19 protein-coding genes are annotated in these 10366 nt (G+C 59.2%); 16 read left to right on the top strand and 3 right to left on the bottom strand.

What is annotated here, in order from left to right:
* Nucleotides 1–52: 52 nt before the first annotated feature.
* Together B3520_RS08480 and B3520_RS08475 are read right to left on the bottom strand one after the other, a co-directional pair.
* Nucleotides 53–430 (bottom strand): hypothetical protein, encoded by a 378-nt coding sequence (locus B3520_RS08480; protein ID WP_286807695.1) that lies wholly within the window; start codon nt 428–430, stop codon nt 53–55.
* Nucleotides 427–876: a helix-turn-helix domain-containing protein gene (locus tag B3520_RS08475; protein WP_286807696.1), complete on the bottom strand. Its 450-nt coding sequence runs from the start codon at nt 874–876 to the stop codon at nt 427–429. The genes B3520_RS08480 and B3520_RS08475 overlap by 4 nt, the downstream gene beginning before the upstream one ends.
* 102 nt (nt 877–978) lie before the next feature.
* Between B3520_RS08475 and B3520_RS08470 the strand changes: the two genes are divergently transcribed.
* The 16 genes from B3520_RS08470 (at nt 979) to B3520_RS08395 (ending at nt 9867) form a co-directional block, all read left to right on the top strand.
* Nucleotides 979–1215, top strand: a complete 237-nt coding sequence (locus tag B3520_RS08470) for a DNA-binding protein (protein WP_286807698.1) — start codon at nt 979–981, stop codon at nt 1213–1215.
* Nucleotides 1216–1245: 30 nt separating this feature from the next.
* Nucleotides 1246–1686: a hypothetical protein gene (locus tag B3520_RS08465; protein ID WP_286807699.1), complete on the top strand. Its 441-nt coding sequence runs from the start codon at nt 1246–1248 to the stop codon at nt 1684–1686.
* Nucleotides 1686–1874 carry a hypothetical protein gene (locus B3520_RS08460; protein WP_286807700.1) on the top strand — a complete coding sequence of 63 codons (189 nt, stop codon included), beginning with the start codon at nt 1686–1688 and terminating at the stop codon, nt 1872–1874. Before B3520_RS08465 ends, B3520_RS08460 begins: the two co-directional genes overlap by 1 nt.
* The gene (locus B3520_RS08455; RefSeq protein WP_286807701.1) at nt 1871–2185 is read left to right on the top strand and encodes a helix-turn-helix domain-containing protein; all 315 of its coding nucleotides are present in this window, start codon (nt 1871–1873) and stop codon (nt 2183–2185) included. The genes B3520_RS08460 and B3520_RS08455 overlap by 4 nt, the downstream gene beginning before the upstream one ends.
* Nucleotides 2186–2223: 38 nt before the next feature.
* Nucleotides 2224–3123, top strand: coding sequence for a DUF3102 domain-containing protein (locus B3520_RS08450; protein ID WP_286807703.1), 900 nt, complete (start codon nt 2224–2226; stop codon nt 3121–3123).
* Nucleotides 3124–3131: 8 nt separating this feature from the next.
* Nucleotides 3132–4889 (top strand): DDE-type integrase/transposase/recombinase, encoded by a 1758-nt coding sequence (locus B3520_RS08445; RefSeq protein ID WP_286807704.1) that lies wholly within the window; start codon nt 3132–3134, stop codon nt 4887–4889.
* A gap of 10 nt (nt 4890–4899) precedes the next feature.
* Nucleotides 4900–6051 (top strand): AAA family ATPase, encoded by a 1152-nt coding sequence (locus B3520_RS08440; RefSeq protein ID WP_286807705.1) that lies wholly within the window; start codon nt 4900–4902, stop codon nt 6049–6051.
* Between the two features lies 1 nt (nt 6052).
* On the top strand, nt 6053–6355 hold the full coding sequence (locus B3520_RS08435; RefSeq protein WP_286807707.1) for a hypothetical protein: 303 nt from the start codon (nt 6053–6055) through the stop codon (nt 6353–6355).
* A 316-nt stretch (nt 6356–6671) separates the two neighbouring features.
* Nucleotides 6672–7034: a hypothetical protein gene (locus B3520_RS08430; RefSeq protein WP_286807709.1), complete on the top strand. Its 363-nt coding sequence runs from the start codon at nt 6672–6674 to the stop codon at nt 7032–7034.
* The gene (locus B3520_RS08425; RefSeq protein ID WP_286807711.1) at nt 7031–7654 is read left to right on the top strand and encodes a DUF3164 family protein; all 624 of its coding nucleotides are present in this window, start codon (nt 7031–7033) and stop codon (nt 7652–7654) included. Before B3520_RS08430 ends, B3520_RS08425 begins: the two co-directional genes overlap by 4 nt.
* Nucleotides 7655–7656: 2 nt before the next feature.
* Nucleotides 7657–8010, top strand: coding sequence for a DUF2528 family protein (locus tag B3520_RS08420; protein ID WP_286807712.1), 354 nt, complete (start codon nt 7657–7659; stop codon nt 8008–8010).
* A 174-nt stretch (nt 8011–8184) separates the two neighbouring features.
* Entirely contained in the window at nt 8185–8577 is a 393-nt protein-coding gene (locus B3520_RS08415; RefSeq protein ID WP_286807714.1) for a hypothetical protein, read from the top strand.
* Nucleotides 8574–8819 (top strand): hypothetical protein, encoded by a 246-nt coding sequence (locus tag B3520_RS08410; protein ID WP_286807715.1) that lies wholly within the window; start codon nt 8574–8576, stop codon nt 8817–8819. The genes B3520_RS08415 and B3520_RS08410 overlap by 4 nt, the downstream gene beginning before the upstream one ends.
* Before the next feature lie 16 nt (nt 8820–8835).
* Nucleotides 8836–9018, top strand: a complete 183-nt coding sequence (locus B3520_RS08405; RefSeq protein WP_286807716.1) for a hypothetical protein — start codon at nt 8836–8838, stop codon at nt 9016–9018.
* Nucleotides 9018–9515, top strand: a complete 498-nt coding sequence (locus B3520_RS08400) for a gp16 family protein (RefSeq protein WP_286807718.1) — start codon at nt 9018–9020, stop codon at nt 9513–9515. Before B3520_RS08405 ends, B3520_RS08400 begins: the two co-directional genes overlap by 1 nt.
* Nucleotides 9508–9867, top strand: a complete 360-nt coding sequence (locus B3520_RS08395; RefSeq protein ID WP_286807719.1) for a Mor transcription activator family protein — start codon at nt 9508–9510, stop codon at nt 9865–9867. Before B3520_RS08400 ends, B3520_RS08395 begins: the two co-directional genes overlap by 8 nt.
* Nucleotides 9868–10035: 168 nt before the next feature.
* On the opposite strand, the gene B3520_RS08390 is transcribed toward B3520_RS08395, so the two are convergent.
* Entirely contained in the window at nt 10036–10317 is a 282-nt protein-coding gene (locus B3520_RS08390) for a hypothetical protein (protein WP_286807720.1), read from the bottom strand.
* Between the last annotated feature and the right edge of the window lie 49 nt (nt 10318–10366).

Raw genomic sequence — 10366 nt, 5'->3', positions numbered from 1 at the left:
AACTGCCACAGAAACCTCCCTGGCCAATGTCACAAAATCCACGAGTCCCATCTCAGCTGGAGCTCTGCATATTAACCAACTTGGTCACCTGCCCGGAACGGCACTGCACCGTAACCTTGCTTCCATCGAGCATATGGACGTCCACCAGGTTCTTATCGACAGAATAGTAGGAGCCAAACACGCAGATTACGAAAGCAACGATGAACCCGATCGGGCCGGCGAGTAGCATCCCGATGCCGCCCAAAATGATTACCCCGACAATAAAGCCGACACATCCGAATTTCTTGTCGCTCTCAGTTCTGGTGTCTACCCGAATCACGTCCCGGGCTACGTACTTCGCCGACTGATTGGCCTCAATAATCAGACTCCGGGCCCCCTTACCAAAAAATGCCAATCCCTTGTTGCCGAAAGATCCACCCACTACTCTCATGCCTGCCTCCGTGAATTACGTGCCAATCGATTTGCCAGGGTCTCCAGTACATCCAAGTCCTCCCCAGAGCACCGATGGAGAGCCTCCTTGATTCTAGCGACCTGGTCCACCTCTCCGCCATAGTGGCCAGGCTCCTCAGCTACTCCCTTTGTCAGAGAGTTGAGGAGTTCGCCTTCTTCCTCTGCTTCTAAATCAGCGGACATATCGAGAGCCACAAGAACTCGGTGGCGCTCCTCACCGCTTAGACGCCGTCCGGTCAGTATGAACACCTCGTCCAACTCCGGCTTCAGAGCGCACAGAACCCGCGTTTTATCTATAGGGAATGCGCCACGGCGCTTCCGCTCTGCAAATGCCGTTTTGCTCAGGCCCAGCGCCTCAGCCACCTCTTTATCGGTGCTCACCCGCAGCTCGTGCTTCAGGCGCTGCAGGCAGTCAGAAAAGTTCATATGACCCCTTGAATAGTTCATATTTATGGATTAAAGTTCACATACACCAGTCAACACTAAGTTGATGTTAGCGCACACGACACGAGCAAGCTAGGAGCCGTCATGACCAGTCCAGTCCGAACTCGCGAGGAAGCCCGCGAAGCTCTCAAGGAAAGCGGCATCTCAATTACCCAGTGGGCCCTCTCAAACGGGTTTTCTCCAAATCTGGTGTTTGAGGTGCTTAGCGGCCGCAAGAAAGCCATTCGAGGTCAGGCGCACCGCATTGCGGTGAAGCTTGGCATCAAGAAAGGAACCATCGTGAAGGATCCGGCGAAAGCGCTGGACCGTCATGTGGCCTAAACCCCGAAACAACCGAGGAGTGACACTGCCATGTCCAATCAAGAAAAGGTGAAAGCCATGCACAGCGAGTACCGGGACGGAATGATCCTGCGCCGCTACCAGGTCAGCGACGGCCAATGCCCGATCAGCGTTATCGCCGCCGAGTTCGGCGTCAGCCAGCTCTATGTCATCGAGCTGATCCGCGAGGCACAGCTCGCCGACCACCGGGAGCAGGCGCAAGACGCCGCCCACCAGGTGACCCTGGATGGAGAAGTGCTCTGGGCCGTGCCCGCCCGCCACATCGCCTACCGCACCGGGTGCCAGGCGCTGTGCGCCCAGGTGCGCGAAGCGGAGGAGGACCACCCCGAGAAGCAGGTGCTTCTGGCCGTGTGCATTGCCCCCACCGTGGAGCACATCAACATCACCCAGCTGCCGGTGGAGCCGCAGCCAGAGCGCCTGCAATCCGCCGCCGTCACCCGAGGTATCGCGTGATGCCCCGCCAGACCATGACCATCGACCTTCAGGCCGGTCGTCTCGGTGAGTTCATCGAACGATATGAGGCGCTGTTTCCCGCCGAGGAAAGCACCCTCAGTGACCGCGAATGGAACCGCCAGCACGACCTGCTGCAGGGGAACATCGCCAACGAAGTTGCGCGCCAATACAGGGGGCATAAGCAATGAGTACTACCACCCAAAGAGTCAGCGAAAGCGGCGCCAGAGTGCTCCGCGTGATGGCGGCCCTGAAAGGGCACAGCATTAGCGGCCTAAGCAACGGAGAGTTGGCCAAGGCGCTGGGTGAGAGCCCAGCCACCATCAACCGGTGCCTGAACACTCTGATAGCCGAAGGAGTCGCCACGCGGCTGGAGAACGGGCGGTACGCCCTGGGTGTGCGCATGCTGCAAATCGCCCAGGCGCACGCCGCCGAGATTAACCGGGCAAAAGCCCGAATTGAGGAGCTGGACCAGCGTGTGAACGCTGGGGCTCATTTGTAACAAATGCGCGAGCGCTCGCGCATTTAACCGGAGGACGTATGGCTAGAAAACCTAAACAACCGACCACTATCGAGCACGATGACATCAGCACTGAGGCACAGCAGGAGCACAGCTCGGCGCTGACTCCGGCATCGGAGCACTCTCAGGAAATCATGGATATCTATGGCGATGGCTTGGTTTACAACCGCGCCCGAGTGGTGGACGAGACGCGCTTTTATATGGCCCAGAGCGCCGAAACGATGCTCGAAGCTGGTAAGCGACTGATCATTCTCAAGGAGCACGAACCCCACGGAGAGTTCATCCATATCGTCGAAAGCCAATTGGGTATGGCCGCTAGAACGGCTCAGCAGATCATGCAGGCTGCTATCAAATACTGCTCACCAAAACTGGATTCAAAACGGCAGGCGTTCGCCACTTTGGGGAAAACAAAGCTGTTCGAGCTGATGGTAGAGGATGACGACGATCTGTCAGAACTAGCCGACGGGGGCTCGGTTGCCGGAATGAACCTGGACGATATTGATCGCATGTCGGTCCGGGAACTCAAAAAGGCACTGCGCGATGCCAGGGAGGACCGCGAGGCGAAAGACCGCGTCATGGAGAAAAACCGGGCCAAGATTGACGAGCTGCAGACCAAGGCCGAGCGCGTCAAAAAGGAGGCGCCAGACGAGGTGATCAGCCAGGTGCGAGCGGAAGCCAGCCAGATCTGCAATGACGCTGAGGCCACACTTCGGGTAACCGTCAGCCATGCCCTGGAGGTGGTCGTTCAGTACGGCGACGAGCTCGACATGGATCAGACCAGTTGGCTCAGCCACCAGTTGGACCTGATGGACGAAGCGCTGCTGTCAGTGCGGGAAAAGCTCGGGATAGAGCGTTCTCTGGATGATGGTGATCCGGTGTGGGCTGACCCGAATTTTGACGACCAAGAAGCCACGGAGTAGGCCCGCCTATGAGTCCAGCACTGATTGAACGGTTGCTCGCCGTCGCCCGCGAAGCGGAGGCGGCGGGCCACGGCAAGAAGCAGGCGGTTTATCAGTCCGCTGCTCAGGAATTGGGGTTCAGCGTTCCCACGCTGCACCGGAAACTCAATGAGGTCACCATGAAAAAGCCACGCAAGCGGCGCGAAGACGCCGGCAAAACGGCCCTCACCCTGGAGGAGGCGCGGCATATCAGCGCCTACCTGCAGGACAGCAACCGGGCCAACGGCAAGCGCCTGGCCAGCGTTGAAAACGCGGTGGAGGTGCTGCGTAGTAATGGGGTGATTCGGGCCGAGCGAATCGACGAGAGCACCGGCGAGGCGATACCACTGAGCATCAGCGCCATCACGCGCGGCCTGATGAAGTTTGGCCTGCACCCGGAGCAGCAAAGCCGCCCGTCACCAAAAGTGCGGCTGGCCAGCAAGCACCCGAACCACGTCTGGCAGATCGACCCGTCATTGTGCGTACTGTATTACCTGCCGAAGCAGTCCGGCCTACGGGTGATGGAGAAGGACGCCTTCTACAAAAACAAGCCGCAGAATTTTAAGGAAATCGAGAAGGACCGCGTGTGGCGTTACGTCATTACTGACCACGCCAGCGGGGTCATCTTTGTGCACTACGTGCTGGGTGCCGAGTCCGCCACCAACCTGATTGAAGCGTTTGTTAACGCCACTCAGAAGCGACACAAGCACGACCCGTTCCACGGCCTGCCACAGATCCTGATGATGGACCCCGGTAGTGCTAACACCTCGAAGAATTTCGACACACTGCTGCGCGCCCTGGACATCGAACTGTACACCAACAAGCCTGGGCAGCCTTGGGCAAAAGGCCAAGTGGAGAAGGCTAACGATATCGTGGAGCGCGACTTCGAGCACCGCCTGCGCTTTCTAAAAACGGCGCCGGACACGCTAGAAGGCATCAACGAAATTGCCTGGGCCTGGATGCGCGCCTTCAACAAAACGCGCATTCACAGCCGTACCAAGCGTCCGCGCTATGACGTATGGCAGACAATTACCGAAGATCAGCTGCGCCTGGCGCCGCCCAGGCAGATGATGTTTGACCTGGTGTATGGCTCCGTCAAAACACCGAAGGTGTCTCCGCAGCTCACCATTCGTTACAACGGCAATCAATACAGCGTTGGCCATATCGACGGCATTGAGGTGGGCATGAAAGTGGAGGTCACCCGCAATCCATGGCGCGGCGATGACAGCGCCCAAGTGATGATGGTGGATGCCGAGGGCCGCACCGTTGCCCACGTGGTGGAAGCCATGCAGTTCAACGAGTTTGGTTTTACCAAGGAAGATATCGAAATCGGCTCGGGCTTCCAGGCGCACAAAGACACTCGCCTGGACCAGGAGCGCAAGGCGGTCAACCGGCTTTCCATGGAAGCCGACACCGACGACCAGGCAGAGAAGAACCGCAAGCAGAAACACGTGCCCTTCGGCGGCAAGGTGGATCCGATGAAGCCGATCCACGACACGCCCATGACGGACTACATCCCCAAGCGCGGCAACGAAGCCGACGTCGCGCCCATGGTCGTTCAGGAAAAGCCCCTCACACACGTGGAGGCCGCCAAGCTGCTCAGCCAAAAGCTCGGCAACCAATGGCAGGGCCCGCAGCACTTTACCTGGTTAAAACAGCACTACCCGGAAGGCGTCCCCAGGGAAGCCCTGGCCGATATCGAGCAAAAACTGACCGCCGGCGCCGCGCCGCTGCGGATTGTGAAATAGGAGACAGTAGATGTTGGCACTGAAGCATGAACTGAAAAGCCGTGGCCATTCTCAGGCCGATCTCGCTCGCGCCGTGGAGCTCAGCCCGGCCACTATCGCCCAGCTGATCAATCACGGCCAGTGGCCGCGCTCGGTCGATCAGGCCGCACTGCGAGAGCGCATTCAGACGTTCATGGGCATTAAAAGCGAGAAGATTTTTGAAGTGATGGAGCCGCCCCACTGCCATGAGGCGGCCCCTGCCGATTGCGCAAATGACAACCGACAGTCCGAGGAGGACGAACCTATGTTACTACGAAAGCAAACCTTCACACCAGCCGCCAAGCAGCAGTTCGGTATTCACCGCGATCCTTTCGCGGATCTGAGCCACGCCGAAGACATGTGGGTGTCGCCCAACATCCGCTTCGTGCGCGAGACCATGTACCAGACCGCCAGGCACGGTGGCTTCCTGGCCGTGGTCGGCGAGAGCGGTGCGGGCAAGTCCACCGTCCGGCGCGACCTGGAGCAGCGCATCGAAACGGAGCATCAGCCCATCATCCTGATCGAGCCCTACGTGCTGGCAGCCGAGGATAACGACTCCAAGGGCAAGACGCTCAAGAGCACCCACATCGCGGAGGCCATTTTATCCACGGTTTCACCGCTGCAGCGCCCCAAGTCATCTCCGGAGGCGCGTTTCCGTCAGCTCCACCAGGCGCTGAAAGACAGCCACCAGGCGGGCAACAAACACTGCCTGGTGATTGAGGAAGCCCACAGCCTGCCCATCCCGACGCTCAAGCACTTGAAGCGCATTATGGAGCTGGAAGTGGGTTTCACCAAGCTGGTCAGTGTGATCCTCATCGGCCAGCCGGAGCTGCTCGTGAAACTCAGCGAACGCAACCTGGCGGTACGCGAAGTGGTGCAGCGCTGCGAGGTGGTGGAGCTGCTGCCGATCGCTCCGGACGAGCTCGATTCATTCCTGGGCCACCGCCTCGGCCGCTGCGATATCGACCTGGCCAATGTCATCGACGATAGCGGTCTGCAGGCGCTGACCGAACGCCTGGTCAATCGGGACGGCGATAGCCAGCTCTACCCACTTGCGATCGGAAATTTCCTCACCGCTGCCGCGAACACGGCCGCCCAGATCGGCGCGCCCATCGTTGATCGAGAAATCATTCAGGGGGTGTGACATGTCTGCATCCGTTAAGCCATTTCCGTCGCCGCTTCGGCGGCGGTTCAAAGAGGCCGAAGCCGGCATGGCCGCCCTGGAGGACATGGGCCACGTCGTAGCCGGCATGAGCCTGACCACCAAGGGCGCCATCATCCTGCTGCGCGACCACCCGGCCAACGATCGCCTGATGGGCGAAGTGCGCCGCGTGTATCGCGACTCCGAAGGCATATGGATCGAGATGGAAAAGAAGGTAGACCAGGTCCGCGTCCGCTGGATCCGCCCCTGGAGCCGCTACATCCACGCACCGAGGAGGGTTCACTGATGTCAGGCGCCGAAATCTCACCCTATAGTAAATCACTGAGCCTCTCTGAAATTGTGCGGCGCTGCGGGGGCCAAGTAACTGCATTCAAACCGCGTGATATGGAGGCGGAGAATATGCTGCAGTTACATCAGGCGAAGCTCCGCAAGGCTATCCAGGAAGAACGGTGGCCGGATTGTAGCGCAGCACTGCGAGCCCTGACGGACGAGGCAATGCATGCGCAGAAAGTTGCCGGTGAGCTCGCGATGCAGTCTGAGATGGCTCATAGGGTCGCTGAGAAAATCAGCGCCAAAGTCGTTCCGAGCGAGTGGAGGTAGCGATGGAGGCGGAAGCCATGCTGTACGCCTGGTGTCACTACTGGAAATGGCCGGAGAACCTTTGTGGCCAGATCCAGCTGACACGAGAGATGCCGGCTGAAGATGCTGAGCCTACCGCTGCGCCCATTGCTCGAGGCACCGATCGTTCCGTCCGGCTGATGATGCAGTCCACCGCATTCAAAAAGTCGGACGGTCTCTGGGTGCCCGGGTTCGAGGAGGGCGCAAGCTTCCTGGCAAACATGAATGCGCTGAACGCCTACCGCAACTGGCTGGCAAACATGATCAAAAACGGCTCACCCCTCAAGGGCGATGTCGCCATCTGGGTAGAGCCAAAACCCTCTCAACCAACGGAGCAACCGCAATGAATACCGAAACGATTCCCGAAGGCTACCGGCAAGACTCCGCCGGTCGCCTGGTACCGGAAGACACCATTAAAACGATCGACCTCATGCGCGATGACCTGGTCATGCGCATCGCTGATCGTGCCGAGGAACTGAGCGAACGCCTGCGCCAGTTCAAGCAAGACACGCTGGCGGAGATCGAGGCCTTCATCGAAACCAGCGCCCAGGAGTACTCCATCAAGCTCGGCGGCGAAAAGGGCAATGTGCAGTTCACCAGCTTCGACGGCCGCTACCGCGTCATGCGAGCCAACCACGACAGCATGACCTTTGACGAGCGCCTGCTCGCCGCCAAAAAGCTGATCGATGAATGCCTGCTCGACTGGAGCGGCCGCCCAGGTGTTCCCAACGGCCTGGTGGTCATCGCCAACCGAGCCTTCCGCCGAAACGCCGCCGGCGAAATTAGCGTCAGCCGAGTGCTCGACCTGCGCAGTCACGACATCGAGGACGAGCGCTGGCAAAAAGCGATGGAAATCATCACCGACAGCATCCGCGTGCAGGCCAGCATCACCTACCTGCGCCTCTACAAACGGGCCGGCCGCACTGATCAATACGACCAACTACCCCTCGATATCGCAAAGGTGTAACCATGAAAAGGCGATTCAAATTGGAGTCAGGACTCGATATCAGCATCACGTTGGATATCGACCTGGACAAAGTGACCCCGGAAGTTGGCGAAGAAATTAATAACTTCTGGATCTTGCATAAAGATGTGCTGCGGGCGTCCGGTGGAGACGTCATTCAGGCCGTCGCGCGCCGTGCGGCTGGCCCTCTGCTTTTGTTTTTGGTTGATGGCTACAACGGATATGGCGCGGTGGAGAAGCTCAGCGAGGAGGAAGGATGGCCTCATTCCGCCCAAATCGGCATCACCGTGGTGGACTGCGAGCTGCCCGACTTGTCCGCCGACGAGTTCGATGTCCACGAGATAAAGGAGACGTCGTGATGCGCTGCCGAAACTGCCACGGGGAGATCCCCGACTCCGAAGTCGAAGCCGAAACCTCCGCAGAGGATGAAGGCCTCCTGGAGGTCACCGCCACCTGCCCATGCTGCCAGTATGCATTCCTTATCCAGGTAGACATCTACGAGATGGACACCAAGCCCAGCCAGGAGGACGAGTATGAAGATGCTTGAATTGTTTCTGGCAATCTTCGGCCTGTGTAGCGCTATCGCGTTGGCTATCACCTGGATAATAAGCCGTCGAAATCCAACGGTCCGGTGCTCTCGTTTGCTGTTCGACGAGCGTCTCCGCCAGATGAGAGCCGAAGGCTACAGCCGTCTCTGGGACGACAGCTACACCGCTGGCGAACTGGCAAGAGCCGCCTCGGAGTATGCAGCCGCTTCGGCAACCGGTGGTGATGAGGCTTCTACCGTCTGCCAAATGCCAAGACCAGAATGGCCTTGGGGCGGAGAACATTGGCGGCCCAAGGGTCGTCGAGACTGCCTGGTCAAAGCCGGCGCCCTGATCATCGCGGAACTGGAGCGCCTGGACCGTATGGAGGGCCGCTCATGAAGTTCTACGGTTGGGACGATTGCGGAGTGGCTCGCGGTGAAATGCTGGCTACCGATATCAGTGCGGGGGATCTGGATTTCGGCCCGGAGCTTCTAGCTCATGAAATTGGGTGGGAGCGCGGTTTCACCTCGTTCAAGGCGGCCCAGCGCGCGCTGCTGGAGGCCATGCAAGCAGAGGGGGCGGCCTCCGATCTAATTGACCAAGTACGCCGCTATAAAGCCAGCTACGTGCCAATCGTTTAACAACGAGGAGCGAAACATGACAGCACTCCAGGAACGCGCCATAGAGCGCACGCACCTTCGGATTGAGGCCGCACGCCACTGCTACATGGTGGCGGCAGCAGCTGGCAACACCCTGGCGGCCAAACGCCACATCCAGACCATGCGAGAAGAGCGCCGCACTCTGAAGCTGCAGCGCCAGACCACCAGGAGGATCCACTGATGCCCAGAGCCATGGGAGCTCAAGCAGAACGGCGCCGCAAGCGCCTGATCAAACTGATCCACGTCGCCAGGCGGGAGCTCGGAATGGCTGATGAGAGCTATCGCATGATGCTCGCCAACATCCCGGCTCTGGGTGGCAAAACCAGCAGCGCTGACCTGTCCATAAACGGCCTGGAGATCGTCCTGGAGCAACTGAAGGCCAAGGGGTTCAAGATCAAGCCGAAGCGGCCAGCGCCATCCAGGAGCGGCCACAGCCGCCCTCTGGCGGACGACAGCCAGTCAAGGATGATCCGCCACCTCTGGCTCAAGCTGCACGACCTGGGCGCTGTCCGCGACCCGTCAGAGCGGGCCATGGGCACCTTCATCTGCCGCATGGTCAAGATTGAAGCCCTGCAATGGCTCAGCACGGACGAGGCCAGCAGGGTAATCGAACATCTCAAGAAGTGGCATAATCGCGTTGAGAAGTGCGCCACACAGGAGGTATCGAGCGATGAGTGACCAAATGGAGCATCTGCGCCACCAGCTACTATCAGAAGCGGCGGACCGCGTTGCGCGGGTGCTCCGCGAGTTCAACATTCCCGAGGACCGGGCCGAGCAGTGCGGCTCAGCGGTCGCTGATGACCTGGCTCAGCACTGGGCAGGGCAGAACATCACGATTCCCAAGGACTATCGCTACAAGCTGACCCAGCGTGATCTGGAGATCTGGGACAAGTTCAACGGCCGCAATCACCTGGAGCTCGCCAGGGAATACGACCTGACCGTGAACGCGATCTACCGCATCGCCAAGCGGATCCGCAAGCGAGCCATCTCCAGGCAGCAACCTGATATATTCGACAAGGCCTCTCACTAAAAAGGGCAGTCCACCCTGGAGCTGCCCTTGATTCGATCGTTTTTTGCTGGCGTCCCGCTCTTGCCCAGAGTGAAACAGTCTTTCACAACCCTATCCCAATAAGTCCCCTCGGCACCCTCTAAATCCCATAATTATCGCGCTCCTGTGGTAGATTTATATCACTCGTGTTCAGGGTACGCCGGTGTACCAGATATGGGTCGCCCCCAGTGCGTGTAACTCCCGGAGCGCGGTGTCGGTGATATCAGCGAATTTGCCGACGCCGTTTTCCTCGAGGGTGCCCCAGGGTTTGTTGGTTGTTTCGGTGTTCCCGAACAGCCGGGTGAACATCTGATAGACCACGGGTTTGCCGGCATGGGTTTTCGGGCTGTCCGTACTGTCGATCGGTTTGGGCGACTGGGCGCATCCGGCCAGTGAGGCCAGAAGCGCCGTGGCGATCCAGGGTTTTTTCATGGTATGTCTTCCGTCAGTGCAGTTCCAGAATGAGCGCGCTCATTGGCTC

The sequence above is a fragment of the Marinimicrobium sp. UBA4509 genome, assembly GCF_002388575.1.
GTDB classification, from domain to species: Bacteria; Pseudomonadota; Gammaproteobacteria; order Pseudomonadales; family Cellvibrionaceae; genus Marinimicrobium; species Marinimicrobium koreense.
Note: the sequence above shows the minus strand (reverse complement) of the source record. Positions and strands in the feature narration are given on the sequence as shown.

Coding starts and splice junctions, on each gene's coding strand:
- B3520_RS08480 (WP_286807695.1), bottom strand. CDS start 430: ATGAGAGTAGTGGGTGGATCTTTCGGCAACAAGGGATTGGCATTTTTT.
- B3520_RS08475 (WP_286807696.1), bottom strand. CDS start 876: ATGAACTTTTCTGACTGCCTGCAGCGCCTGAAGCACGAGCTGCGGGTG.
- B3520_RS08470 (WP_286807698.1), top strand. CDS start 979: ATGACCAGTCCAGTCCGAACTCGCGAGGAAGCCCGCGAAGCTCTCAAG.
- B3520_RS08465 (WP_286807699.1), top strand. CDS start 1,246: ATGTCCAATCAAGAAAAGGTGAAAGCCATGCACAGCGAGTACCGGGAC.
- B3520_RS08460 (WP_286807700.1), top strand. CDS start 1,686: ATGCCCCGCCAGACCATGACCATCGACCTTCAGGCCGGTCGTCTCGGT.
- B3520_RS08455 (WP_286807701.1), top strand. CDS start 1,871: ATGAGTACTACCACCCAAAGAGTCAGCGAAAGCGGCGCCAGAGTGCTC.
- B3520_RS08450 (WP_286807703.1), top strand. CDS start 2,224: ATGGCTAGAAAACCTAAACAACCGACCACTATCGAGCACGATGACATC.
- B3520_RS08445 (WP_286807704.1), top strand. CDS start 3,132: ATGAGTCCAGCACTGATTGAACGGTTGCTCGCCGTCGCCCGCGAAGCG.
- B3520_RS08440 (WP_286807705.1), top strand. CDS start 4,900: ATGTTGGCACTGAAGCATGAACTGAAAAGCCGTGGCCATTCTCAGGCC.
- B3520_RS08435 (WP_286807707.1), top strand. CDS start 6,053: ATGTCTGCATCCGTTAAGCCATTTCCGTCGCCGCTTCGGCGGCGGTTC.
- B3520_RS08430 (WP_286807709.1), top strand. CDS start 6,672: ATGGAGGCGGAAGCCATGCTGTACGCCTGGTGTCACTACTGGAAATGG.
- B3520_RS08425 (WP_286807711.1), top strand. CDS start 7,031: ATGAATACCGAAACGATTCCCGAAGGCTACCGGCAAGACTCCGCCGGT.
- B3520_RS08420 (WP_286807712.1), top strand. CDS start 7,657: ATGAAAAGGCGATTCAAATTGGAGTCAGGACTCGATATCAGCATCACG.
- B3520_RS08415 (WP_286807714.1), top strand. CDS start 8,185: ATGAAGATGCTTGAATTGTTTCTGGCAATCTTCGGCCTGTGTAGCGCT.
- B3520_RS08410 (WP_286807715.1), top strand. CDS start 8,574: ATGAAGTTCTACGGTTGGGACGATTGCGGAGTGGCTCGCGGTGAAATG.
- B3520_RS08405 (WP_286807716.1), top strand. CDS start 8,836: ATGACAGCACTCCAGGAACGCGCCATAGAGCGCACGCACCTTCGGATT.
- B3520_RS08400 (WP_286807718.1), top strand. CDS start 9,018: ATGCCCAGAGCCATGGGAGCTCAAGCAGAACGGCGCCGCAAGCGCCTG.
- B3520_RS08395 (WP_286807719.1), top strand. CDS start 9,508: ATGAGTGACCAAATGGAGCATCTGCGCCACCAGCTACTATCAGAAGCG.
- B3520_RS08390 (WP_286807720.1), bottom strand. CDS start 10,317: ATGAAAAAACCCTGGATCGCCACGGCGCTTCTGGCCTCACTGGCCGGA.